The 22,899-nt window shown below is 64.8% G+C and carries 23 protein-coding genes and 1 tRNA gene; 15 read left to right on the forward strand and 9 right to left on the reverse strand.

Annotated elements, in window-relative coordinates:
• Positions 1-4: 4 nt before the first annotated feature.
• From WG900_RS13120 to yghU, 4 genes are all read right to left on the reverse strand, one after another.
• Positions 5-1,198 (reverse strand): efflux RND transporter periplasmic adaptor subunit, encoded by a 1,194-nt coding sequence (locus WG900_RS13120; RefSeq protein ID WP_339967686.1) that lies wholly within the window; start codon positions 1,196-1,198, stop codon positions 5-7.
• A 125-nt stretch (positions 1,199-1,323) separates the two neighbouring features.
• Positions 1,324-1,398: transfer RNA gene (locus WG900_RS13125), tRNA-Gln, on the reverse strand.
• 65 nt (positions 1,399-1,463) lie between these two features.
• Positions 1,464-2,447, reverse strand: a complete 984-nt coding sequence (locus WG900_RS13130; protein ID WP_339967687.1) for an alpha/beta hydrolase — start codon at positions 2,445-2,447, stop codon at positions 1,464-1,466.
• On the reverse strand, positions 2,447-3,286 hold the full coding sequence (gene yghU, locus WG900_RS13135) for a glutathione-dependent disulfide-bond oxidoreductase (protein ID WP_339967689.1): 840 nt from the start codon (positions 3,284-3,286) through the stop codon (positions 2,447-2,449). The genes WG900_RS13130 and yghU overlap by 1 nt, the downstream gene beginning before the upstream one ends.
• 86 nt (positions 3,287-3,372) lie before the next feature.
• Here yghU and WG900_RS13140 point away from each other — a divergent pair, with 86 nt between their 5' ends.
• Both WG900_RS13140 and WG900_RS13145 read left to right on the forward strand, forming a co-directional pair.
• Positions 3,373-4,311 (forward strand): VOC family protein, encoded by a 939-nt coding sequence (locus WG900_RS13140; RefSeq protein ID WP_339967690.1) that lies wholly within the window; start codon positions 3,373-3,375, stop codon positions 4,309-4,311.
• A 55-nt stretch (positions 4,312-4,366) separates the two neighbouring features.
• Positions 4,367-4,948: a DUF7700 domain-containing protein gene (locus WG900_RS13145; protein ID WP_339967692.1), complete on the forward strand. Its 582-nt coding sequence runs from the start codon at positions 4,367-4,369 to the stop codon at positions 4,946-4,948.
• On the opposite strand, the gene WG900_RS13150 is transcribed toward WG900_RS13145, so the two are convergent.
• On the reverse strand, positions 4,942-6,207 hold the full coding sequence (locus WG900_RS13150) for a L,D-transpeptidase family protein (protein WP_339967693.1): 1,266 nt from the start codon (positions 6,205-6,207) through the stop codon (positions 4,942-4,944). The two genes, WG900_RS13145 and WG900_RS13150, sit on opposite strands and share 7 nt — an antisense overlap.
• Before the next feature lie 92 nt (positions 6,208-6,299).
• Positions 6,300-7,403 carry a branched-chain amino acid aminotransferase gene (locus tag WG900_RS13155; RefSeq protein WP_339967694.1) on the reverse strand — a complete coding sequence of 368 codons (1,104 nt, stop codon included), beginning with the start codon at positions 7,401-7,403 and terminating at the stop codon, positions 6,300-6,302.
• Between the two features lie 276 nt (positions 7,404-7,679).
• Between WG900_RS13155 and WG900_RS13160 the strand changes: the two genes are divergently transcribed.
• Positions 7,680-8,486 carry an SDR family NAD(P)-dependent oxidoreductase gene (locus tag WG900_RS13160; protein ID WP_339967695.1) on the forward strand — a complete coding sequence of 269 codons (807 nt, stop codon included), beginning with the start codon at positions 7,680-7,682 and terminating at the stop codon, positions 8,484-8,486.
• A gap of 10 nt (positions 8,487-8,496) precedes the next feature.
• Positions 8,497-9,549 carry an NAD(P)H-dependent amine dehydrogenase family protein gene (locus WG900_RS13165; protein WP_339967696.1) on the forward strand — a complete coding sequence of 351 codons (1,053 nt, stop codon included), beginning with the start codon at positions 8,497-8,499 and terminating at the stop codon, positions 9,547-9,549.
• A gap of 374 nt (positions 9,550-9,923) precedes the next feature.
• Here the strand turns inward: WG900_RS13165 and WG900_RS13170 are convergent, their stop codons facing one another.
• On the reverse strand, positions 9,924-10,448 hold the full coding sequence (locus WG900_RS13170; RefSeq protein ID WP_339967697.1) for a hypothetical protein: 525 nt from the start codon (positions 10,446-10,448) through the stop codon (positions 9,924-9,926).
• Between the two features lie 48 nt (positions 10,449-10,496).
• Here WG900_RS13170 and WG900_RS13175 point away from each other — a divergent pair, with 48 nt between their 5' ends.
• The 8 genes from WG900_RS13175 to WG900_RS13210 all read left to right on the forward strand — a co-directional run bounded on the left by WG900_RS13175 (position 10,497) and on the right by WG900_RS13210 (position 17,739).
• A complete protein-coding gene (locus WG900_RS13175; RefSeq protein WP_339967699.1) occupies positions 10,497-11,288 on the forward strand; it encodes a TlyA family RNA methyltransferase in 792 nt (263 codons plus the stop codon).
• A gap of 128 nt (positions 11,289-11,416) precedes the next feature.
• Positions 11,417-11,971, forward strand: a complete 555-nt coding sequence (locus WG900_RS13180; RefSeq protein WP_339967700.1) for a TspO/MBR family protein — start codon at positions 11,417-11,419, stop codon at positions 11,969-11,971.
• 37 nt (positions 11,972-12,008) lie between these two features.
• Positions 12,009-12,281, forward strand: a complete 273-nt coding sequence (locus tag WG900_RS13185; protein WP_310530516.1) for an accessory factor UbiK family protein — start codon at positions 12,009-12,011, stop codon at positions 12,279-12,281.
• Positions 12,282-12,328: 47 nt separating this feature from the next.
• Positions 12,329-12,610, forward strand: a complete 282-nt coding sequence (locus tag WG900_RS13190) for a hypothetical protein (RefSeq protein WP_339967701.1) — start codon at positions 12,329-12,331, stop codon at positions 12,608-12,610.
• Positions 12,611-12,658: 48 nt separating this feature from the next.
• On the forward strand, positions 12,659-13,270 hold the full coding sequence (gene recO, locus WG900_RS13195) for a DNA repair protein RecO (protein WP_339967702.1): 612 nt from the start codon (positions 12,659-12,661) through the stop codon (positions 13,268-13,270).
• A 2-nt stretch (positions 13,271-13,272) separates the two neighbouring features.
• Positions 13,273-14,331, forward strand: a complete 1,059-nt coding sequence (gene leuB, locus WG900_RS13200; RefSeq protein ID WP_339967703.1) for a 3-isopropylmalate dehydrogenase — start codon at positions 13,273-13,275, stop codon at positions 14,329-14,331.
• A 50-nt stretch (positions 14,332-14,381) separates the two neighbouring features.
• Positions 14,382-15,554: a glycosyltransferase gene (locus tag WG900_RS13205; RefSeq protein WP_417597865.1), complete on the forward strand. Its 1,173-nt coding sequence runs from the start codon at positions 14,382-14,384 to the stop codon at positions 15,552-15,554.
• 91 nt (positions 15,555-15,645) lie between these two features.
• On the forward strand, positions 15,646-17,739 hold the full coding sequence (locus WG900_RS13210; RefSeq protein ID WP_339967706.1) for a prolyl oligopeptidase family serine peptidase: 2,094 nt from the start codon (positions 15,646-15,648) through the stop codon (positions 17,737-17,739).
• Between the two features lie 112 nt (positions 17,740-17,851).
• Here the strand turns inward: WG900_RS13210 and WG900_RS13215 are convergent, their stop codons facing one another.
• The gene (locus WG900_RS13215) at positions 17,852-19,156 is read right to left on the reverse strand and encodes a phospholipid carrier-dependent glycosyltransferase (RefSeq protein WP_339967707.1); all 1,305 of its coding nucleotides are present in this window, start codon (positions 19,154-19,156) and stop codon (positions 17,852-17,854) included.
• Between the two features lie 75 nt (positions 19,157-19,231).
• Between WG900_RS13215 and WG900_RS13220 the strand changes: the two genes are divergently transcribed.
• Both WG900_RS13220 and WG900_RS13225 read left to right on the forward strand, forming a co-directional pair.
• The gene (locus WG900_RS13220) at positions 19,232-20,440 is read left to right on the forward strand and encodes a trans-sulfuration enzyme family protein (RefSeq protein ID WP_339967708.1); all 1,209 of its coding nucleotides are present in this window, start codon (positions 19,232-19,234) and stop codon (positions 20,438-20,440) included.
• A gap of 79 nt (positions 20,441-20,519) precedes the next feature.
• Positions 20,520-21,845, forward strand: a complete 1,326-nt coding sequence (locus WG900_RS13225) for a PAS domain S-box protein (RefSeq protein WP_339967709.1) — start codon at positions 20,520-20,522, stop codon at positions 21,843-21,845.
• Here WG900_RS13225 and WG900_RS13230 read toward each other — a convergent pair.
• Positions 21,842-22,288: a DUF6628 family protein gene (locus WG900_RS13230; protein ID WP_339967710.1), complete on the reverse strand. Its 447-nt coding sequence runs from the start codon at positions 22,286-22,288 to the stop codon at positions 21,842-21,844. The genes WG900_RS13225 and WG900_RS13230 overlap by 4 nt on opposite strands.
• A 142-nt stretch (positions 22,289-22,430) precedes the next feature.
• On the opposite strand from WG900_RS13230, the gene apaG reads away from it, so the two are divergent.
• The gene (gene apaG, locus WG900_RS13235; RefSeq protein WP_339967711.1) at positions 22,431-22,850 is read left to right on the forward strand and encodes a Co2+/Mg2+ efflux protein ApaG; all 420 of its coding nucleotides are present in this window, start codon (positions 22,431-22,433) and stop codon (positions 22,848-22,850) included.
• Positions 22,851-22,899 lie beyond the last annotated feature (49 nt).

Genomic DNA, 22,899 nt, shown 5'->3' on the forward strand with positions numbered 1-22,899 from the left:
CCGGTCAGCCGGACTTGGGCTTGCCGGAGGCCGGCTTTTGCGGAGCGCCTTCGGGAACCGCCTTGACCGGCCGGCCGGCGCGCGCCTTGCCCAGACCCTGGGTGATCACCTTGTCACCCGCCTTGAGCCCGGCGGAAACGACCCAGTCGCTGCCTTCGGTGCGCAGCGCGGTGACTGGCCGCGCCTCGGCCTTGCCATCCTTGCCCACCAGCAGAACCTGCGCATTGCCGCGCGGATCGCGGCTCAGCGCGGACTGCGGCACAAGGAACACGCCCGACTGGCTGCCCTGTTCAAGCCGCGCACGGACGAACATTCCCGGCAGCAGCATCCCTTGCGGATTGGCGAAGCGCGCGCGCAGGGTCACTGTGCCGCTCGACGGATTGGCGGTCGCTTCGGCAAAGGCGAGGGTGCCGGCGATGGGATAGCGGGTGCCGTCATCGAGCAGCAGCCAGACTACCGCCGAGGCCGGCGTCTGGCCGTTCTGCGCCAGCTGGGCCCGCAGCTTGAGCAGGTCTGCCGCGCTTTGCTGGAGATCGACATAGATCGGATCGAGGACCGAGATCACCGCCAGCGGATCGCCCTGTCCGCTGGTGGCCAGCGCGCCTTCGGTCAGCAGCGAGCGGCCGATGCGGCCGGTGATCGGCGCGGGAACAGTGGTGAAACGCAGGTTGATCTGCGCCGTGTTCAGCGCGGCCTGAGTTTGCGCGACACCGGCGCGAGCTTGCCGCGCGAAGGCTTCTGCGTCGGTATAGTCCTGCGAGGCGACCGCGCCCGCTTCGGCCAGCGGCTTGTAGCGCGCGGCCTTGGCTGCCGTGGCCGAAGCGCTGGCCTGCGCGCTGGCAAGGTTGGCCTGCGCTTGCGCGACCGAGGCACGGTAGAGGCGCGAATCGATGCGGTAGAGCGGCTGACCGGCGCGGACCAGCGCGCCTTCGGTGAACAGCCGTGCCTGGATGATGCCGGTGATCTGGGGCCGAACTTCCGCGCTGCGCGATGCGGACAGCCGGCCCGGCAATTCGGCGACGATTGGCGCCGTGGTGGGCTGCATCACGCGGTAACCGACTTGCGGAGTGCCGCGGTCAGGGCCCCCCTTGGCGTCTTTCGATGCGCCGCAACCCGCCAGCGTCAGCAGGGCTGCGATGGAGAGGAAAGCCGTGATTGCGCCGCGGGGGGAGGGCCTTTGCAGGGATTCGAACGCCATAGGCGCTTGGAGCGGCCTTTGCGCCCGCTGGTCAAGGTCGAATTTGTCGCAATCTGTAGTTGGCGTGGCAGAACTAATCGCCGTGCCGAGTTCGCTCGTGTCCGCTCAAGCCTGAGCGAAGGGACTGGCTGGGGCGGCAGGATTCGAACCTGCGAATGCCGGTACCAAAAACCGGTGCCTTACCACTTGGCGACGCCCCACCATGCGGGAAGCGCCGCCTAGCCAAGATTGGCGGGGAAGGAAAGGGGGTTCAGCCCCGACCCTGTCAGTTGAGGACCAGCACCTCGCGCATGAAGGACAGGTGTTCACCCAGCAGCTCTTGCGCTTCGGGCGCGGTGTGGGCCATGCCGTGGCACATGGCCTCCCACACGTGCAGGTCGGCGCGGACCCCGACGCTGCGCAGCGCACGGTGGAGGCGGACGGTGTCGGACAGCAGAAGGTCGCGCGTGCCCGATGTCAGCACGGTGGGCGGGAAGCCCTTGGAGAAATCGGCAAAGATCGGCGAGAGATAGGGATCGGTGAGGTCATGCCCGCCCGAATAGAGCTCGGGCAGCCACTCGCCCGGCCGCTTCAGGATCACGTCGATCTCGGCATTGGTGGTCATCGTGTCGCCGATCTGGCGCAGGTCGGTGACCGGCGAATGGAGCACGCAGGCGGCGGGCAGGGGCAGGCATTCGTCGCGTGCCTTGATGATCGTGGTGACCGCCAGATTTGCGCCGGCCGAACCGCCGTAAATGACAATCCGTTCGGGGGCGTATCGTTCCAGCAGGAAGCGATAGGCCTCGACGCAGTCTTCAAGACCAGCCGGGAACGGATGGTCGGGCGGCATCCGGTAATCGGCCGAAAAGGTGCGCAGGCCGGCCATGTCGGCGATCTGCGCCGCCGCCAGCGCCGCCGCCTCGCCGCCGCCGACGATAAAGGCCCCGCCGTGGATGTAGAGCACCGCCGCATCGACCGCCGCGATAGTCGCGGGGAGGATGTCATAAAGATCGGCGTGCGACAGGCGGATCACCTCGGATTCGAAGGCGATCCCGGCGCGCTGCATCTTCATCATTGCGGTCATGCGCGCGTTGCTTTCCGCGCAATGCCGCCGCCAGCCATCGAGGTCACCTAGCGCCGGCATCTCCTGTTCGCCGCCGAACATCGGATTGGCGAGAAAGGCGCGCGCCTCTTCGCTGATCGTTGCGGGCAGCGGAATTACACGGCCGGGCAGGCGGATCGCGCCGGGCGGCAGGGCCTCATCGCTCATCAGGTTTCCTCTTTCACAATGCCATCGAAGTCTGACGCTTCGTGCCGTTCAGGCATGACATTGCGATCGTTGACCAGCAAGCCGCGCTGCACCGCCGGGCGCGCGCCGACGGTATCGATCCAGCGGGCGATGCCCTCATATTCGTGGAGCGACAGGAATTCGCCCGCGCCGCCATAGGTCGTGCCGGCCATCAGCCCGGCGTACCAGGGGAACACGGCCATGTCGGCGATGGTGTACGTGTCCCCGGCGAAGTATTCCGCCTCGCCCAGCCGGCGGTTGGCAACGTCGAGCAGGCGCTTGGTTTCCATGGCATAGCGGTCGATGGCATATTCGATCTTCACCGGGGCATAGTGGTAGAAATGCCCGAACCCGCCCGAGATGAACGGCTGCCCCGCCATCTGCCAGAACAGCCACGACATGCACTCGGCGCGGGCGGCGGGCTCGGCGGGGATGAAGGCACCGAACTTGTCGGCAAGGTAGAGCAGGATCGATCCCGATTCGAACACGCGCACCGGCACGGGTCCGGACCGGTCGACTAGCGCGGGGATCTTCGAATTGGGGTTGGCCGCCACGAAGCCGGTGGAGAACTGGTCACCCTTCATGATGTCGATCAGCCAGGCATCGTAGTCTGCCGGATGGCCCGCCTCGAGCAGCTCCTCGAACATGATCGTCACCTTCTTGCCGTTAGGCGTCCCCAGCGAATGAAGCTGGAAGGGATGGCGGCCGACCGGCAATTCCGCTTCGTGCGTCGGCCCGGCGACCGGGCGGTTGATATTGGCAAAGGGGTTGTCAGACGGCTTGGGCGCCCAGACGCGGGGCGGAACATAGGCATCGGCCATGCGGTAAATCTCCTGTGCAGGGTGGACTATGTGCCGTCTCGCGCGCCAAGTTCAAGGTAACGAATTACCAAACCGGGGAGGACGCCGTGGCCAGCCTGCCGCTCGCACATATCAGCTGGGCTATCGCCGACAATGCCGACCGCGCGGCTTGCGACGCCTTTTTCATCGACCTGTTCGGGGCCGAGACCGCTTATGAAATGTTGGTCACGCCCGAAACGGCGAAATATCGCTTCGACCGCGAGGAGCGGCTGATGGTGGTCGGCAATACCATGCTCATCCCGATTGCGCCTGCCGGGCCGGGGGCGGAGGCCGGCAATCCGCTCGGCGATATGCTGCGCCGCTCTGCTGGGCCGAACCGCTGGATAGGCCTTGCCTTTCGCGTGGCTGACCTGAAGGCGGCGGATGCGTGGTTCCGCTCGAAGGGTTTCGAGCTGCATTACGACCGGGGGATGGAGAACAATTACTTCCTCATAACCAAGCGGCAGGCGATGGGCATGCGGATCGAGGCGATGCAGGGCGAACTGCCTGGCGATCCGCGCCTGAAACCTGACTGGAATCCACAGAAGTGGCGTGATGATCATCCGCTGGGGATCGAAGGCCTGCTGTCGGTCGATCTGGCCTGCGAAGAGGTGGAAGCGGCGCGGGCATTGTTCGCGGGGAGGTTCGGCTGGCGCGAACTTGGAGGCCGTGACTTGCCGGGTGAGGACCGCAGGGGCGCGGCCTTCCTGATGGGCGATGCGGTGCTGGAGGCGGTGTCTCCGCCGCGTGCGGGCGAGGCGGGCATTTGCGGTATCACCTTCAAGGTGAGGAACGCGGCTGCGACATGGAACCATCTGAAATCGCGTGGGTTCGATCTGATCGGCGCGCCCGAAACGCGGTTCGCGATCCGGCCCGAACAAGCCCATGGCCGGCTGATCTGGTTCAGCGAGGTCCTGCCCGAGGGCTGGCCCGCACCGCATTCGGCGATCCGTCAGCCGGCGCAGTTTCTTGCCGTTTCGGACGATACCGCCGCCGCTGCGGACTGACGGCATTTGACCTTGCGCCTTTGCCGGGTTGGAATGGGGCAACGGGAGAACCACGATGGCCGACGCCGAAATTCCGCGCTCCAACCGCACGGTCGAGACGATCCGCGGCCAGTATCACAAGTTCATGCTGATCCCGCTGATCGAGCGTCATTCGCGCTGGTTCGATGCCGGCCCGGTGTCGATCGCGGTCGAGGCGAGGGCGCTTGGGGACTCTGCCGAGCGCTTGGTGCGCGGCCCTTCGATCCATGTGTTCAACGCCGCGCGGACAGAGGAATACCTGCGTTTCGACGTGTTCGGAAAGGTGCTGCATTACCACTACATCCACCCTGCATTGGGGCACAACACGCTGTGGGGCTATGATCCCGACACCAACGGGGCGATGATCCCCTGGACTTGCTCTGCACTGCGTGACCGGCTGCCCGTCATGCTCCGCCGCGCCGGTGCCACCGCGCTTGCCGATGAAGTCGAGACGATGGGTTGGGACAGTTCAGTCCTGCCCGATGTGGCCCGCGCCGCGACCGAGGCGCTGGCTCCGCGCGAGGACGATCTGGTCCGCGCGAAAGAGGGGATGGACTGGATGTACCGTTGGAAGGAAATCCACCCCCAATTCAACACGGTCGAAGAAGGCGGCTACTGAAGTGCCAGTTGCGGATCGCTGCGCGGCTGGACCCAGGCGATCTTCGCGTCGCGGCCGTATATGTCCTTGTGGAACACCGGCGCGCCGTCGGGTTTCACCGTCACGGTCATGTAGGTGACATAGACCGGCACCTTTTGCGGCAGCGGCACGACGGTTGATTTCGGCTCGGCGGGTTTCAACCGAAGCGCCCCCGGCAGTGGCTTTTCCGCTTCGAACAGCTTGTCGATCTGCTGGCGGCTGCGCGCCCCATCCAGCAGGGCTGCGGCAAAGCCCAGCGCGTCCTCCACCCGCATACAGCCGTGGCTGAAGGCGCGGTTCTGCGCGCCGAACAGGCCTCGGCTGGGCGTATCGTGGAGGTAGATGTTGTGCGTGTTGGGCATGATGACCTTCATCCGGCCCAGCGCATTGCCCGGCCCCGGCGGCTGGCGAAAGCGGTTCTTCTCCCAGACATAGCGCCCGCCCGCGCGCATCCCGCTTTCCTCGGCAATGCTCTTCGGCACTTCCCACCACGGGTTGAAGTTCACCGCCACCGCCTCGGCCATCAGCGAAGGGGTTTGCGTGCTGGCCTTGCCGGAAATCGCCGCCCAGCGTTTCACGTGGGCACCGCCCCGCCACAGGTTGACCTCGAACCCGGCGGCATTTGCCAGCACGAACGTCTCGCCCAGCTGGCGTGGCAGCCAGCGCCAGCGCTCCATCGTGCGCATCAGGGCGATCTGGCGCTGCGGATCGTCCTCGCTGGTGAGCGTGGTGCGCAGCATGGCATAGTCGGGATGGGCGGGCCGCAGGCTGGCGAAGAAGTCACCCAGCCGGTCTTCGCGCAGGGCAGCGGTAAGCTCGGACGCCAGCCCTTCGGTGCGGTCCGTATCGATGATGTACCATTCGATCCGCTCTTCGGGCGCGGAGATGCCATGCAGGTGCTGCCCGGCGAGCAACAGCGCGAGGTCGCTGGCGCTGCGATTGATCGCACCGGGCTGCCCGCGCTTGATCGCCTTGCGCAGCGCCGTGGTATCGGGCTGGGGCAAGCCATCGAACGGGGCGTTCCGCGCTTCGAACAGCAGATGCGCGACCTGTGCTTCGCTCCAAACGGCCTTGTCAGGATCGGCGGTGGGAAGCTGGTCGGCACCGAGCAACAGCGCAAAGGCAGGGGCGCTGTGCCGCCAACTCAGCAGCGACCAATCGGCCGTGCGCGGATCAAGCACTCGCCACCCGCGCGGCGCGGGGCGCTTTTCCCTGCGGGATGTCTTGCGCTGCGTCGCCAATTCCTGCCCCCCTGGAATTGGCCCTATATTAACGCAGTTTCACGCAAACCGCCATGCGGCTTGACTGAGCGGCATGTAAATTCGTGCGAAGGTCAATCCAGCCGCATCACCCAGCCGTGGGGATCCGGCGCCGCGCCGCGCTGGATGGCGACCAGTCGGTCCTTGAGCTTGCCGGTGGTCTGCCCAGGGCCGCCGCTGCCGATGACGAATTCGCCCTGATGCGGATCAGTGACGCGGCCAACCGGAGTGACCACTGCCGCCGTACCGCAGGCAAAAGCCTCGACCAGACGGCCTGTTGCGGCATCAGCGCGCCACTGGTCGATCGAATAGCGATCCTCGCGCACGGTCAGCCCTTCGTCGCGGGCCAGCGCGATCAGGCTTTCGCGGGTGATGCCGGGCAGGATCGTGCCGGTCAGCGCCGGGGTCAGGATCGAGCCATCGTCGAACACGAAGAACATGTTCATGCCGCCCAGTTCCTCGACCCACTTGTGTTCGGCCGCGTCAAGGAACAGCACCTGGTCGTGCCCGCGCGAAAATGCCTCTGCCGTGGGGACGAGGCTGGCGGCATAATTTCCGCCGCACTTGGCTGCGCCGGTGCCGCCGGGCGCGGCGCGGGTATAGTCCGAAACCCAGAGCGAAACCGCCGGCGCGCCGGACTTGAAGTAATTGCCCGCCGGGCTGGCGATGACCAGGAACTTGTAGCTCTTGGCTGGACGCACGCCGAGGAACGCCTCATCGGCGAACATGAAGGGGCGCAGGTAAAGCGAACCGCCGGGAACGGTGGGGAACCAGTCGCGATCTGCGGCGACCAGTTGCCGGCAAGCCTCGACAAAAACGTCCTCGGGCAATTCTGGCATGGCAAGCCGGCGGGCCGAAGCGTTGAACCGGGCGGCGTTCGCGTGCGGACGGAACAGCGCCATGGTGCCGTCCTGCAGGCGATAGGCTTTCAGCCCTTCGAAGATTTCCTGCGCGTAATGCAGCACCGATGCCGCCGGGTGGAGCGGGATCGCGGTCAGCGGGCCGACCTGGGCATTGTGCCATCCGGCATCCTCGCTCCATTCGATCGAGACCATGTGATCGGAAAACAGCTTGCCGAAACCGGGATCGGCCAGCGCCGCATCGCGCACGTCCACCGGCACCGGTGAAGGGTGCGGCTGGTGGGTGAAGTTGATCTGCGATGCGGCGAGAGTCGCCATAGATTCGATCCTTAATGTCAAAACTGGCGCCGCCAGTGTACGAAAATTACAAGAATGGCAAGTTACAAGCAATTTAGTGCGCGAATTTGCCGCTCGAACCGCTGTCTAGGCGCAATTTTCGGGCGATGGAAGGGGTGCGAGCGCCGCCCGGATGAAGCGTCATCGCCGTGACGGAGTTTCCCTCCGCACTGGCACAGAGGGCGAGGCCGGCTTGCCAAAGCGCCGCCGCGCACCCCTAATGCGGCGCAACAAGCAAGACGAGAGGATAGCGAAGGCATGGACCTGCAATTGAAGGGCCGCCGCGCGCTGGTGACCGGCAGCAGCAGCGGCATAGGCGAGGCGATCGTGCGCTTGCTCACCGAAGAAGGCGCCCGCGTTGTCGTCCATGGCCGCAACCGCGAGCGCGCGGAAAAGGTCGCCGCCGATATCGGCGCGGCCGGGGTGGCGATCGGTGAATTGTCCGATGACGGCGGCGCGCCGCGCGTCCATGCCGAAGCGGTCGCGGCGCTGGGCGGCAATATCGAAATCCTGATCAACAATGCCGGCGGCAATTCTGAAGGCAATACCTCGAAGAAGCCGACCGAAATCTCGGTCGAGGACTTCATGTCGAACTACCGCGCCAACACGCTCGGCGCGGTGCAGCTCTGCCAGCTTTGCGTGCCGGACATGGTCGCCGCGAAGTTCGGGCGGATCGTCAACGTCTCCTCCGCGGTTGCCATGCAGCCCAATTTCATGGGCGCGGACTATTCGGCGGCCAAGGCGGCGCTGCTCAATTACACCGTCAGCCTCGCCGGATCGCTGCGCGGGGTGAACGTCTGCGCCAATGTGCTGACCCCGGGCGTAATCCTCGTCGATGGCCTCGTCCGTTTCGGCCGCATGAAGTTCGGGGATGAAAGCCTGACCGCCGATCAGGTCAACGAGCGCTTGGCCTCTGAAGCCGTGTTTGAAGTGCCGCCCGCCGGCCGCTTTGGCTTGCCACACGAACTGGCGATGGTCGCCGCCCTGCTGGCCAGCCCCGCCAACGGCTTCATCACCGGTGCCAATTACCGGGTGGATGGCGGCCAGACTCGCGGGCTCAACTAAGGAGGATCGCATGACCCAGAAAACCTACAAGGTCATCCAGTGGGCCACCGGCACGGTCGGCCAGGCGGCGCTGAAGTATTTCATCGAGAATCCGGTAATCGAGCTGGTCGGCGTGCTGGTCACCAATCCGGACAAGGTTGGCAAGGATGCGGGTGATATCGTCGGCTTGCCCAAGACCGGCGTGCTCTGCACAGACAGCGAGGAAGCGATCCTTGCCATGGAGGCGGACGCGGTGCTCTTCGCGCCGAGCATGATGACCCCGCCGGTCGACATGGTCTGCCGCCTGCTGGCGAGCGGCAAGAACGTCATCTCGCCCGCCGGGCCGTTCCTGCCCAACAAGTTCTTTCCCGAACATGCGGCGCGGGTCGAGGCGGCGTGCAAGGCGGGCGGCGTCTCGTTTCATTCGTGCGGTATCCACCCCGGCTTTGCCAGCGACATCCTGCCGCTCACGCTTGCCCGCCTAATGAGCCGGATCGACTGCATCGAGGTGACCGAGATCATCGACAAGAAGCGCAACCCGATGATCTATACCGAGATCATGGGCTTCGGCGCGGACTGCGACGAACTGCTCGCCAATCCGCGGCGCGGGCCGGATACCTACCAGCACTTCTACTCCTCGATGCAGATGATCGCCGAGGGGCTGGGCGTCGAGATCGAGAAGGTCACCACCCGCTTCGAAGTGTCGAAGGCGACCGCCGACATCGTCCATGACTATGGCATGGTCAAAAAGGGCACCTGCGGCGGCCAGCACTATGAATGGACCGCCTGGGTTCAGGGCAAGCCGCTGATCGTCTATCACTTCTACTGGCAGCTCGGCACCGATCTCGACCCGCTATGGGAAGTGGGCGAGGCTAAATACCGCGTGCGCATCCACGGCGATCCGCCGATGGAATGTCACCTGATGGGCCAGGAAGAGGAAGACGGCCGCCAGCCGTTCTACGGTATCCCGTGGACGGGCCTGCTGGGTTGCACGGTGGTGCCCGATGTCTGCGAAGCGGCGACGGGCGTGGTCACGCACTTCGACCTTGGCGTGGTCAAGCCGCAGGGGCTGGTACGGCGATAAACCAGCGCCCAAACACATTGAGCGCCTGAAAATGAGAAGGGCTGCAACTCCTAAAGGAGTGCAGCCCTTCGCATGGTCAGCGGCCGGAAAGTGCCGCTCACGAAGCCTTTATCGCGAAAGTGAACTCAGCGATAATGCTCCATGACGCGGATTACCGACCTCCCTGCTGAACCATGAGACATCGGTCACCTCCTTTCGCGCTGTTGAAGCCAAAGTCACCCCTCTCGGGGCTCGGCCGGGGCAAATCACCGCCGTCCTTGCGAAACAATGTGATTCAACACGGGGCGAACAACAAGACTTGAATGAAATTAATTTGCTGTCAGAATCCGTCGTTCGGGCCGGTTATCCCCAGCCCGATTTTCCGAATCCACCGACTAGCGACAATCCTCGGCCACGCGGCTGATTTCGGGCCAGCTTGGCAGGTAAAGCGGCGCGGCTGTGCCAGCTTCGACCATGAAGCGCCCGCGGCTGAAGGCCATGGCGTCAATCAGCGGATCGCCGGCGGGCAGGCGGGCGATCAGCTGACCGCTCTCCGGTTCGGCTGAAAGAGTGCCGCGCGTCGATGTCGCGGTAATCACCATCGGCTGCGAAGAGGTGGCCGGACTGGCGAGCATCAGCGCGATCCCGCGGTCAGGCAGGCTGCAAGCGATCGAGAACAACCGGCCATAGCGCGCGATCGAGGTCTGGCCCTCACGGCTCCATGACCAGTCACCGGCACTGCGCGGCATGTTGCGCCAGTCAGCGGACGGCGGGCGCGTAACGATTGGCGGCGGGACCGGGCGGACCGGACGCACCTGATCGGGCACGGGGGCGGGGTGGTGCTTGGGCTTCGGCGTCGATGCGCAGCCCGCAAGGGTGAACGCGAGCAGCGACGCGGCGATAAGGGCATTTGCCTTCATCGTCCCGGTATGGAAGGACGATACCCCAACCGCAAGCCCCTGAGAGACATGGTCACCCCTTCCAAGCCCCACTCTGCCGCGAAGGCCAAGCCTGCCGCCAAGGAACGCGTCGACCAGATGCTGGTGACGCGCGGCCATGCCGAAAGCCGCACCCGCGCGCAGGCGCTGGTGCTCGCAGGGATCGTGTTTAGCGGGGAAACGAAGATCGCCAAGCCCGGTCAGCAGCTTGCCGGCGATGCCCCGCTCGAAGTGCGCGGGCGCGATCATCCGTGGGTGTCGCGCGGCGGGATCAAGCTGGCCCATGCCATCGAGCATTTCGGGCTCGATCCGGCGGGGGCGACGGCCATGGACATCGGTTCGTCCACCGGCGGCTTCACCGACGTGCTGCTCACCAAGGGCGCGGAACACGTCTTCGCGGTGGACAGCGGCACCAATCAGCTCGCGTGGAAACTGCGGCAGGACCCGCGTGTTACCGTGCTTGAACAGACCAGCGCGCGGGTGCTGACACCGGAAATGATCGACCGGCCGTGCAACTGGGTGGTTTGCGATGCCAGCTTCATCGGGTTGGCCAAGGTGCTGGACGTGCCGCTGCAGCTCGCTTCCACGCCGTGCCAGCTGGTCGCGCTGATCAAGCCGCAGTTCGAGGTGGGCCGCGCCGAAGTGGGCAAGGGCGGGGTGGTGCGCGATGCCAGCCTGCACCAGCGCGTCTGCGACGAGGTGCGCGAGTGGATCGAAGGGCTTGGCTGGCAAGTGCAGGGTATCGTCGAAAGCCCGATCAAGGGGCCTGAAGGCAATGTCGAATTTCTCATCTCTGCCCAAAGGGTCGAGGAACGCGGTTGAGGGGCGATGCCGACCTTTCCCGATACGGGATGCCCCTGATTGTCTTGGGGAATTGCCAGCGCCATCGCGCAGCGCCAATATGCGGCAAAACACCGTAGCGAATCAGAACCATAAGGGTCGACCAACGGATGAACATGATCGCCTCTCCCGGCCAGCTCAAGGCCTCCCTCCTGCGCTGGGCGCTGGTGCTGGTGCCGCTGGTCATGCTGCTCGGCTTCGTTTCGGGCAAACTGGCGCAAAGCGGGCCGGACAATGCGTGGTTCGCCGATCTGGTGAAGCCTGATATCTATCCGCCGCCGGCCACGTTCGGCATCGTCTGGTCGCTGCTTTACCTGATGATGGGAATTGCCGCCGCGATGGTCGCCGCAGCGCGCGGGGCCGAAGGGCGCGGAATCGCTCTCGCCATGTTTGGCGTGCAACTGGTGCTCAATTTGGCGTGGACGCCGCTGTTCTTCGGCGCGCACCAGATGACCTCGGCGCTCTACCTGCTGATCGCGCTCGACATTGCAGTCGCCATCACGGTCTTCCTGTTCTGGAAAGTGCGCAGCCGCGCCGCCTTGCTGCTCCTGCCCTATCTTGCCTGGGTGTGCTTTGCGACGCTGCTCAACTATCAGTTTCTGAAGCTCAATCCCGATGCCGATGGCAGGCCGACGTCGAACGCGGTCCAGCGGATCGAGCTTTGATCTTGAAGCGGCGGCAAGGAAAGACCATCTAGCGTCCATGCAGAGTGAAAACCCCCTCTTCGCCGATCTCGCCAAGATGCTGAACAGCGCGGCGGGCACCATGGCCGGCATGGGCCGCGAAGCCCGCGATGCGGCGCGTGAGCGGTTCAAGGAAACGCTGGGCGGCATGGATTTCGTCAGCCGCGAGGAATTCGACGCGGTGAAGGACATGGCCGCCAAGGCGCGCGAAGAAACCGAGGCGCTGAAGGCGCGGATTGCCGCGCTTGAGGCTGGCAATGCGCCCAAGGGAAAGAAGCCGGCGGGAACCTGAAGCGCGCTCGCGCTGTTATATGGGAAACAACTTTGGATGCTTCCCGCATGTTTACCCAGCTCAATCCCCCCATTCCGCTCCACGTCCTGGGCAAGGGCGATGGCTATGCGATCGGCATGATCGACTATGGTCAGGAACATAACCTGATGTGGGTCACAGCGATCGATGCCACCGGCGAAATCTGGTGTGCGCCGAACCCGAAGGTCCGCATGGGCCGCAACTGGTCGATGGGTCGCGCCGAGAATCCGCTGGTTGCCGCATCGAAGCAAAGCTGCGCCGGGCCGGATGGCCGACCGGATTTTACCCTCCGGGCAGAAACCGCCAACTGATCCGGCACGGCTTGCCAAGCCTGACCGCCCGCGCCACAGCCGGGCGCGATGGAACTGCGCTCCCCCGCCTTTGTCTGCGCCAATCGCAGCCACGCCGAGACCGGCGCGGTGGTGCGGCTGATGACCCGGCAGGCGGGCATGGTCGCCGCCTATGTTGCCGGAGCGCGGGGGCGTACGCTGCGCCCGATCCTGATCCCCGGCAACCTGGTTGAGGCCGATATCCGCTCGCGCATCGAAGGCGCGATGCCGTCTGCGAAGCTGGAACTATTGGAAAGCCGGGGGCCGTGGCTAGGCGAACCGCTCGCCTCTGCCGCGATCACCTGGGCCTGCGCGCTGACCGCGGCGGCGCTGCCGGAACGCTATCCCTACCCCGCGCTTTACGATGCGCTCGGCGCGCTACTCGATGCCGTGTGCCATGCTCCCTCGGCGCGCGGGTGGGCGGTCGCGCTGGTTGGCTATGAGGCGCTGCTGCTGCGCGAGCTTGGCTATGAAGTGCCGATCCAGCGCCCTGATCCCGACGATTTTCCCGCCGCGCTGGCCGCGCTTGACCTGCTGGGCCCGCGCATTGCGCGCTATCCGCTTGCCGATCGCCTCTCGGATGTTATGGGAGCCCGCGCCGTGTTGAGGGATCGGCTCGGCAAGATCGAACAGCAGGGGTAGCCATGAAAATCGCGGTATTCGCCGGTGACGGCATCGGAGCGGAAGTCGTTGCTGAGGCCGTTCGCGTGCTCGAAGTGCTGGACCTGCCCGGCATGGAGCTGATCGAAGGCGATGTCGGAGGTGCCGCCTGGCGCAAGCACGGCCACCCCCTGCCGCAGCAGACCATCGACATTGCTCACGCTGCCGATGCCATCCTGTTCGGTTCGGTTGGCGATTTCGACTGCGATCACCTCGAACGCGCACTGCGCCCCGAACAGGCCATCCTTGGCCTGCGCAAGGAGCTGACGCTCTTCGCCAACCTGCGCCCCGCCACCGTTTTCAAGGGACTTGAGGACCTGACCTCGCTGCGCCCCGAAGTGGCGCGCGAGATCGACCTGCTGATCGTGCGCGAACTGAACGGTGATGTCTATTTCGGCGAAAAGGGCACCCGCACGCTTGAAGACGGCCGCCGTCAGGGCTGGGACATGATGTCCTATGCCGAAGACGAAGTGCGCCGCATCGCCCATGTTGCCTTCCGCGCAGCGCAGGGTCGCTCCGGGAAGCTGTGCTCGGTCGACAAGGCCAACGTGCTCGAAACCTCGCAGCTGTGGCGCGACGTGGTGATCGAGGTTGCCGCCGAATATCCCGACGTCGAGCTCAGCCACATGTATGTCGACAACGCCGCGATGCAGCTGGTCAAGAACCCCGGCCAGTTCGACGTTGTCGTCACCGGCAACCTGTTTGGCGACATTCTCTCCGATCAAGCGTCGATGTGCGTCGGTTCGATCGGCCTGCTCGCCTCGGCCTCGCTGGGCGAGACGCAGACGCAATATGGCACCAAGGGGCTGTATGAGCCGATCCACGGTTCCGCGCCCGATATCGCCGGGCAGGGCAAGGCCAACCCGATGGCGCAGATTCTCTCCGCCGCGATGATGCTGCGCCATTCATTCGGGCTTGAGGACCAGGCCGTGCGGATCGAGGCGGCAGTGGCCAGCGCGCTCGCCGACGGGATCAAGGGCGGCGATCTGGGCGGCAGCGCCGGCACGCGCGCAATCGGTGACGCCGTGGTTAGCAGGCTGTAAACCATAAACCGTTTCTTGATATTTCCCACGTAGTTCTGCGGGGCATGGACATGACCCCGATTTCGCTGGAAAAGACCGCCATGGCTGCCGAAAGACCCCTCGAACTCGCTGTCGTCCTGCCGACTTACAACGAGCGCAAGAACATTGGCGGCATGGTCGAACGGCTGGACAAGGCGCTTGCCGGGATCGCCTGGGAAGTCGTCATTGTCGATGACAACAGCCCTGATGGCACGGCGGACGAGGCACGCCGCCTCGCGCTGGCCGATCCGCGCGTGCGCTGCATCCAGCGCATTGGCCGCCGCGGTCTCGCCTCTGCTGCGATCGAAGGCATGTGTTCCACCGCTGCGCCGGTTGTTGCGGTGATGGACGCCGATCATCAGCACGATCCCGAACTGCTGCCGCAGATGCTCGCCGCCGTGACATCGGGCGATTATGACCTCGCCTATGCCTCGCGCTTTGCCGAAGGATCGAGCACCGAGGAATGGGGCCGGCCCGACCGGGTGAAGGCATCCGGCTTCGCCAACCGCCTTGCCAACAAGGTGACCGGCGTTGAACTCTCCGACCCGATGAGCGGTTACTTCATGCTGCGCGCCGAACTGCTGCGCGGCGATGCCCACAAGCTGTCGGGCGTGGGCTTCAAGATCCTGCTCGATATCCTCGCCACGGTCGAACAGCCGCTGCGGGTAAAGGAACTGCCGATGAACTTCGCCGCGCGGGCGGAAGGCGAATCGAAGCTCGACCAGACGGTGATCTTCGAATTCCTGATCGGGCTTTACGACAAGTGGCTTGGCCGCATCATCCCGACGCGTTTTGCCCTGTTCGGCACGGTCGGCGCGATGGGCGTCGTGGTCCAGCTCGGCGCGCTGTGGGTGATGCTGCACCTCGTTTTCGGGGAGCGCTTTGTTTACGGCAACTGGTCGGAATCGACGACATTCAACGTCGCCAACACGGTCGCCGCTGTGGTCGCCATGTCGTTCAACTTCGTGCTAAACAACGAACTGACCTATTCGGACAAGCGCCTGCGCGGCTTCTTCCCGCTGCTCAAGGGCTGGGCGCAGTTCGCGCTGACCTGCGCGCTGGGGCTGCTGACCAATGTCGGTTCGGCCTATGTGCTCAAGACGATGATCGGCTTGCCGGCCTTCGTCGCGGTGATCGCCGGCATCGTGCTGGGTTCGGTGTGGAACTTTGCCCTGTCGAGCAAGTTTGTCTGGGGCAAGTATTAGGTCAGCGTTTTTCGGCCGTTCGTCGGATCGGCGTTGTCGGAACCGGAGGGGAGGCTAGAGTCTTGCGATTACTCTTTTTTCGCGAGGCCCCATGCACCTTCGTACGCTCGCCGCAGCGCTTGCCCTGATGCCGATTTCTGCCCCTGCATTTGCCGAGGACGATCCCCACGTCTGGCTTGAGGAATGGTCCACGCCCCGAGCGATGAAGTGGATTGAGGATCACAACGCGGTCACCGACAAGCGGCTCACCGCCAGCCCGCATTACACCCCGCTGCGCGACGAAGCGCTGGCGATCCTTGGCGCGAAGGACCGCATTCCGACGCCGAACCTGACCGGCGAACTCGTCACCAATTTCTGGCAGGACCCCGAGCACCTGCGCGGCATCTGGCGCAAGACCACTCTGGCTGACTACGGCAATGCCGAGCCGAAGTGGCAAGTGCTGCTCGATATCGATGCGCTCGGCAAGGCAGAGGGCAAATCCTATGTCTGGAAGGGCGCGAATTGCCTTGGCCGGAATGAGAACCCCTGCATGGTCGGCCTGTCGATCGGCGGCGAGGATGCGACCGAGGCTCGCGAATTCGACGTGGTGCGCGGTGAGTTTGTGCAGAACGGCTTCCTGCTCCCGAAATCGATCCAGTCGAACGCATGGATTGATGGCAAGTCGATGCTCGTCGCCACCGACTGGAGCGGCAAGGACCTGACCAAGTCCGGCTATCCCTTCATCGTCAAGCGCGTGTTGCGCGGCCAGCCGATTGATCAGGCCAAGGAAGTGTTTCGTGGGCAGGTTGGCGATACCGGCGTCTTCGTTTCCACCCTGCAGGACGGCGCTGGCCATTCCTTGCAGCTAATCACCCGCGCGCTCGATTTCTACCACTCCGAACAGCACCTGCTGACCAGCCGCGGCACGGTGAAGATCGGCATTCCCGCCAAATCCTCGATCCGGGCAATGGTCGGCGGCCGCGTGGTCATCAGCCTCGACGAGGACTGGAAGCTGGGCGGCACGGTGTTCCCCGCCGGCTCGCTCGTCTGGGTCGATCAGGCCGCGATGCTGAAGGACCCGGCGAACCTCAAACCGGCCCTGCTCTGGGCTCCCGGCAAGCGCGAGGCGCTTGAAGGGGTGGCCGCCACCCGCGACCGGCTGATCGTCTCGACGCTGGATAACGTGCGCGGGCGGATTACCGCCTTTGCGCCGGAGGCGGGCGGCAAGTGGCAGGCCACGCGGCTCGCCCTGCCGGACAACATGGCGCTTGACGTGGTGACGACGAACCTGACCGGGAACACCCTGTTCCTCAACGTGTCGGGTTTCCTTACGCCGACGACGCTCTACCGGGCCGATGCCCTGACCGGCGAAGTGGCAGCGGTGAAATCGCTGCCGGCGCGCTTCGATGCATCGCAGCATGTCGTCGAACAGTTCGAGGCGACGTCGACCGACGGCACCAAGGTTCCGTACTTCATCGTCCACCGCAAGGACATGCCGCTCGATGGGTCCACGCCGACCCTGCTCAATGCCTACGGCGGCTTCCAGGTGAGCGAGACGCCGTTCTATTCGGGCACGCTGGGCAAGCAGTGGTTCGAGCGCGGCGGTGCCTATGTGCTCGCCAACATTCGTGGTGGCGGCGAATTCGGCCCGGCGTGGCACGAAGCGGCGCTCAAGACCAAGCGGCAGGTCGCCTATGACGATTTCGCTGCCGTGGCGAAGGACCTGATTGCACGCAAGGTTACCAGCCCGCGCCGGCTGGGTGCCTTCGGCGGCTCCAACGGCGGCCTGCTGATGGGTGTCGCCATGACCCAGACGCCCGAGCTGTTCAACGCGATCTCGATCGAGATTCCGCTGCTCGACATGCTGCGCATCGGCAAGATCGCCCGCGGCGCTTCATGGCAGGGCGAATATGGCGACCCTGAAAAGGACCCGGCGGTTCGTGCGTTCTGGGAAAGGGTCTCACCCTATCACGCGCTCAAGGCCGGGGTGGCCTATCCCGAACCCTATGTCTTCACCACGACCCGCGATGACCGCGTCGGCCCGCAGCACGCGCGCAAATTTGCCGCGAAGCTGGAGGATATGAAGCTGCCGTATTACTTCTACGAGAACACCGAAGGCGGCCACGGATCGGGCGCGGACATCAAGCAGCAGGCGCATACCTCGGCGCTGCGGATGACTTATTTTGTCTCGAAGTTGATGGATTGATAAGGCGTCGTCCCGGACCTGATCCGGGACCGCTGGCCTCATCGACGCAACCTGGCGCCTGGTCTCCAGCGGTCCCGGGTCAAGCCCGGGACGACGTTTTAAAGGCCCGGCTTCACCGCCAGGTCGGCAGCCACATCCACATGACGTAGCTCTTCTTGCCGCCTGAAAGCTCGGCGGCGGATATGATCGGCAGGAACCACAGGAACACGGCGAGCGCGGCGGCCATGGTGCCGCGCCCCAGCCAGCGCCAGCGATCCTCGCGCCGCCACACCTGATCAAGCGCGAGGGCGAGGCAGCCCATCAGGAAAGCCCCGGGCAGCAGGTAGTGGTAATAGAACTGGACCGGCTTGCGGTTGCCGACCCACATGCCGATCGCCACCAGATAGAGCAGCGCCATGGCCAGCGCATCGCGCCGCCCTTGCCTGAGGCCAGCATAGAGACACCAGCCAAGGCCGAGCAATCCGCCCCACATCGCCACGGGATTGCCGATCAACACCACCCCGCGCTGGGTGCCGTCAACGTTCTCGTAGAGATACCAGACTGAGCGGATATCGAGCATCCACTGCCACCAGTGGCTCATGTAATTGTGCTTCTTGGTGACGCTGTCCTGCAGCTGCACCATATAGCCCTGATACTGGACGATGCCCCAGGGATCGACCGGCCGCGTGGCATAGTGGAAGGCCGGCCAGAAGGTCGCGAAATAGACCAGCAGCGGCACCAGCCCCAGCCAGACGGCGGCCTCGGCAAGACTGATCCCGGGCAGCGGTGCGCCCTTCGCGGAAAACACGAAGCGCTTGCCGCGATGGGCGATGCACAACACTGCAAGGCCCAGCCCCGGCAGCATGGCCGGCGCGACGACCGACCATTTCGAGCCCATCGACAGGCCAAGGAACACCCCCGCCAGCGCCAGCCGCCAGCGCGCCTGATGTTGCCAACGGAATGCCGCCGCAACCTGCCAGAAGGCGAGCATGGCAAAGGTCGCCATGAAGATATCGAGCATGGCGATGCGGCTCTGGATGAACCAGGTGAAGTTGGTCGCCAGCAGCAAGGTCGCCAGCACCGTCGCCAGCCGGCGCATGGACGCCGCCCAGACGAGGCGCGAGAAGGCGAACAACCCTAGCGTGCCGAACAGCGCCGGCATGATGCGCCAGGCGCGCGGATTATCGCCGAACAGCCACATTCCCGCCGCGAGCAATTCCTTGCCAACCAGCGGGTGCTCCGGGTTGATCGGGCGTTCCATGGTCAGCAGCACGCGGGCCGCCTTCACGTAATGCACTTCGTCGAAATATATCTTCGAAGGGATGTGCAGGCGGATCCACAGCACCGCCAGAAAGGCCGCACAGATCACCGCGCACCAGCGCCAGGGGTCCCTGTCCGCTACGAAAACTTCGGGCGTGTAGAGGCTGGCGGGCTTCACCGGGGCACGGATAATTGGCTGGAGCGACAAGCGCAACCGCTTGCACGCTCGGTCTGCCGCCCTTATGCGCGGGCCATGAAGCGCGATACCGGTCAGAACCGCTCGATCACGTCGAAATGGCGTTCCTCCACCCGTGCCGTTCGCGGCGGCACCTGGCGATCCGAACAGGGCGAGACCAGTGAGGCCATCTTCATGACCTCGGGCTATTGCTATGACGATGCCCATACGCCTGCTGCGCGCTTCGCGGGCCAAGAACCGGGGATGACCTATTCGCGCACCCAGAACCCGTCGGTGCAGATGCTGGAAGAGCGCATTGCGCTGATGGAAGGGGCAGAGGCCTGCCGCGCGCAAGCCTCTGGCATGGCGGCGATGTCGACCGCGCTGCTGTGCCAGCTTTCGGTTGGCGATCACATGGTCGTCGCCCGCGCCGCTTTTGGGCCGACGCGCTGGGTGACTGACAACCTGCTGCCGCGGTTCGGCATCGAATGCACCGCCGTCGATGGCCGCGATCTTGACCAGTGGAAGGCCGCGATCCGGCCCAACACCAAGGTGTTCTTCTTCGAAACCCCGGCCAACCCGACGATGGACATTGTCGACATCGCCGCTGTCTGCGCGCTGGCGCGGGAGAACGGCATCCGGTCAGTCGTGGACAATGCCTTCGCCACTTCGGCCCTCCAGCGCCCGCTCGATCAGGGGGCGGACGTGGTGGCCTATGCCGCGACCAAGCTGATGGACGGACAGGGGCGCGTGCTTGCCGGCGCGGTTTGCGGCACGGCGGAATTTATCAACGGGGTGCTGCTGCCGTACCAGCGCAACACCGGTTGCACGCTTTCGCCGTTCAACGCGTGGATCGTGCTCAAGGGGCTGGAGACGCTCGAACTGCGGGCGGTCAAGCAGGCGGAAAATGCGCTGGAAGTGGCGCGCTTCCTCGAAGCCCGTGTGCCGGTGCTCAACCATCCCGGCCTGCCCAGCCATCCGCAGCACGAACTGGTCAAGCGCCAGATGCGGCTGGCCGGATCGGTGTTCTCGTTCGAGGTCGACGGTGGGCGCGAAGCCGCGCACAAGGTGCTCGACGCGCTGGAGATGATCGATATCTCGAACAACATCGGCGATACCAAGTCGCTGATGACGCACCCAAGCTCGACCACCCATTCCAGCCTGACGCCGGAGACGCGGGCGCTGATGGGGGTGAACGAAGGCATGCTCCGCATCAGCGTGGGGCTGGAAGACCCGGCTGATGTGATGGAAGATCTTGATCAGGCGCTGCGCACGATTGGATTGTGATGAATCGCGATCCATTTGACCTTGTCAGAGGATCGCTCTGCGCTACATCTTTGCCCATGCAGCCTGACCAGCCAGAGGCATGAGCCCCGAAGCGCTCTACGCGGCCATTATCGAATCGAGTGACGCGGCGATCATCGCCAAGTCGCTCGATGGCACGGTCCTGACATGGAACGCCGGTGCCGAACGCATCTTTGGCTGGACGGCCGAGGAAATGGTCGGCCACACGATCCGCCGCCTGCTCCCCGACGACCGGCAGCACGAAGAGGACGAAATCCTCGCCCGCATCAGCCGCGGTGAACGCATCAGCACCTTCGAAACCGAACGCGTGCGCAAGGATGGCACCAGGGTGCAGATCGCCGTGCTGATCAGCCCCGTGGTCGGCCAGGACGGTTCAATCGTTGCCGCCAGCAAGATGGCGCGCGACATTACGGCGGAAAAGCAGCTGCGCGAAACGCTGCAGACCACCGAACAGCGGTTCCGCCTTATGGCAGACAACATTTCGCAGCTCGCCTGGATCGCCGAGGCGGACGGGGCGATCCATTGGTACAACCAGCGCTGGTATGACTACACCGGCACGACACTTGAAGAGATGGATGGCTGGGGTTGGCAAAAGATCCACCACCCCGATCACGTCGAACCCGTGACCGAGCGTTTCAGGCAGTGCATCGCCAGCGGTGAGGAATGGGAAGACACGTTCCCCTTGCGGGGTGCCGACGGTGAATACCGCTGGTTCCTGTCGCGCGCCGTGCCGCTTCGCGACGATAGCGGGCAGATCATGTGCTGGTTCGGCACCAATACCGACATTACCGAGCGCCGCGCCGCAGAACGCCAGATCGAACTGCTGCTACGCGAGGTCAATCACCGCTCCAAGAACATGCTGGCGATCATCCAGTCGATGGCGCGGCGCACGCTCGGCACTGATTCGCCCTTCGTCCCCAAGCTGGAGGCGCGGATTGCGGCGATGTCGGCCAATCAGGACCTGCTGGTCGATCGCGACTGGCGGCCCGTGCCGATCGTGGCGCTGCTCGATTCGCAGCTCGGCATGCTCGGCGATGCGCGCGCGCAGGTGCATTACGACGGTCCGGCGCTGAACCTGCTTCCCGCTGCGGGCGAGGCGATTGCGATGGCCGTGCACGAAATGGCGACCAATGCCGAAAAATACGGCGCCTTGTCCGTACCAACCGGGCGGATCGATATCGAATGGACGCTGAGCGACGGGCAGTTCACGATGCGCTGGACCGAAAGCGGCGGGCCGCCGGTCAAGCAGCCCGAACGTGAGGGCTTCGGCTCGAAGATCCTTGTCGCGGTGCCCAAGGGCAAGCTGCGCGGCGAGGTTGACGTCGACTATCTGCCCGAGGGTTTTGTCTGGTCGCTGTCCTGCTCCGCGACCCACGCGGTCGATTAATCGGGAGCGCACGTCGCCCTCAGGCGCGGCAAGGGGCGGCCGAGATCGCCAAGCGCCGCTGCGATTGCCAGTGCGGCCGACAGCGGATGGCAAACGTCGTGCCGGTCGGCGAGCATCCGCAGGTGCGCGCGTGCGCAGTCCGGGTTGTGGCTCGCGGTGGCCAGCACACCGATCAACCGCGCCTCGTCCATGGTCATGCGCAGCGCGCAGCTTGGCGCCATGGTGATGCGGCGGTGCGAGCATTGCGCCAGTTCCGCCACGAAGGCCCGCAGCAGCACCAGCGGCCGGCGGAAACCCTGTCCGAAGCCCTCGACGGCGAGCAGTGCGGCCTGGGCATCGCGCAGGCCGTGGGCGGCCATGCGTCGAACGATGCGCAGAACAAGCCGCAGGTCCTCTTCTTCCGGTAGGGGCAGGGGAAGCTGGCATCGGGGATGGTCGGACATGGGCAATTCGGCTTCCTCTCTATGCTGGGAAACAGAAGCTAATGCTATTGCGAATGAGTCGCAATAAGAAAGTCCCGCACTTCGTCGTCTTTCTCGCACCGACCGCATTGCCCCTCCGGCCAAACAGCGTTAGTCTGCAGCCATGGAGAAATTCTTCCAGCACGCCGCGATGACCGACGGCATTACCGTCCGCGTTGCGGTGAACTTCCTGCCCGAACAATCGCGGATTGAGGCGGGGAAGTGGTTCTGGGTCTATCACATCCGCATCGAAAACCATTCGGACCAGGTGGTTCAGCTGCTCTCGCGGTGCTGGAAAATCACCGACGGGCGCGGCATGGTGAACGAGATCGAGGGCGAAGGCGTCGTTGGTGAACAGCCGGTGATCGCGCCGGGCGGCAGCCACGATTATGTCTCGGGCTGCCCGCTGACCACGCCCAGCGGTTCAATGGAAGGCCACTATGTCCTGCGCGGAGAGGACGGCGTCCTGCTGGAGGCGGCCATCCCGTTCTTCCCGCTCGCCGCCCCGGCCACCGAAAGCTCGGATCGCCGCGCGCCGTATTAGCAGCCGTTCCGGGCCTGCCACCCGGCTTGCCCTGAAAGCAGCTTGCCCA

The organism is Novosphingobium aquae, from assembly GCF_037572715.1.
Classification (GTDB): Bacteria; Pseudomonadota; Alphaproteobacteria; order Sphingomonadales; family Sphingomonadaceae; genus Novosphingobium; species Novosphingobium aquae.

Coding starts and splice junctions, on each gene's coding strand:
- yghU (WP_339967689.1), bottom strand. CDS start 3,286: ATGGCCGATGCCTATGTTCCGCCCCGCGTCTGGGCGCCCAAGCCGTCT.
- WG900_RS13210 (WP_339967706.1), top strand. CDS start 15,646: ATGCACCTTCGTACGCTCGCCGCAGCGCTTGCCCTGATGCCGATTTCT.
- WG900_RS13220 (WP_339967708.1), top strand. CDS start 19,232: ATGAAGCGCGATACCGGTCAGAACCGCTCGATCACGTCGAAATGGCGT.
- WG900_RS13225 (WP_339967709.1), top strand. CDS start 20,520: ATGAGCCCCGAAGCGCTCTACGCGGCCATTATCGAATCGAGTGACGCG.
- WG900_RS13190 (WP_339967701.1), top strand. CDS start 12,329: ATGTTTACCCAGCTCAATCCCCCCATTCCGCTCCACGTCCTGGGCAAG.
- WG900_RS13170 (WP_339967697.1), bottom strand. CDS start 10,448: ATGAAGGCAAATGCCCTTATCGCCGCGTCGCTGCTCGCGTTCACCCTT.
- leuB (WP_339967703.1), top strand. CDS start 13,273: ATGAAAATCGCGGTATTCGCCGGTGACGGCATCGGAGCGGAAGTCGTT.
- recO (WP_339967702.1), top strand. CDS start 12,659: ATGGAACTGCGCTCCCCCGCCTTTGTCTGCGCCAATCGCAGCCACGCC.
- WG900_RS13160 (WP_339967695.1), top strand. CDS start 7,680: ATGGACCTGCAATTGAAGGGCCGCCGCGCGCTGGTGACCGGCAGCAGC.
- WG900_RS13145 (WP_339967692.1), top strand. CDS start 4,367: ATGGCCGACGCCGAAATTCCGCGCTCCAACCGCACGGTCGAGACGATC.
- WG900_RS13185 (WP_310530516.1), top strand. CDS start 12,009: ATGCAGAGTGAAAACCCCCTCTTCGCCGATCTCGCCAAGATGCTGAAC.
- WG900_RS13130 (WP_339967687.1), bottom strand. CDS start 2,447: ATGAGCGATGAGGCCCTGCCGCCCGGCGCGATCCGCCTGCCCGGCCGT.
- WG900_RS13230 (WP_339967710.1), bottom strand. CDS start 22,288: ATGTCCGACCATCCCCGATGCCAGCTTCCCCTGCCCCTACCGGAAGAA.
- WG900_RS13175 (WP_339967699.1), top strand. CDS start 10,497: ATGGTCACCCCTTCCAAGCCCCACTCTGCCGCGAAGGCCAAGCCTGCC.
- WG900_RS13165 (WP_339967696.1), top strand. CDS start 8,497: ATGACCCAGAAAACCTACAAGGTCATCCAGTGGGCCACCGGCACGGTC.
- WG900_RS13180 (WP_339967700.1), top strand. CDS start 11,417: ATGAACATGATCGCCTCTCCCGGCCAGCTCAAGGCCTCCCTCCTGCGC.
- WG900_RS13155 (WP_339967694.1), bottom strand. CDS start 7,403: ATGGCGACTCTCGCCGCATCGCAGATCAACTTCACCCACCAGCCGCAC.
- WG900_RS13120 (WP_339967686.1), bottom strand. CDS start 1,198: ATGGCGTTCGAATCCCTGCAAAGGCCCTCCCCCCGCGGCGCAATCACG.
- WG900_RS13205 (WP_417597865.1), top strand. CDS start 14,382: ATGACCCCGATTTCGCTGGAAAAGACCGCCATGGCTGCCGAAAGACCC.
- apaG (WP_339967711.1), top strand. CDS start 22,431: ATGGAGAAATTCTTCCAGCACGCCGCGATGACCGACGGCATTACCGTC.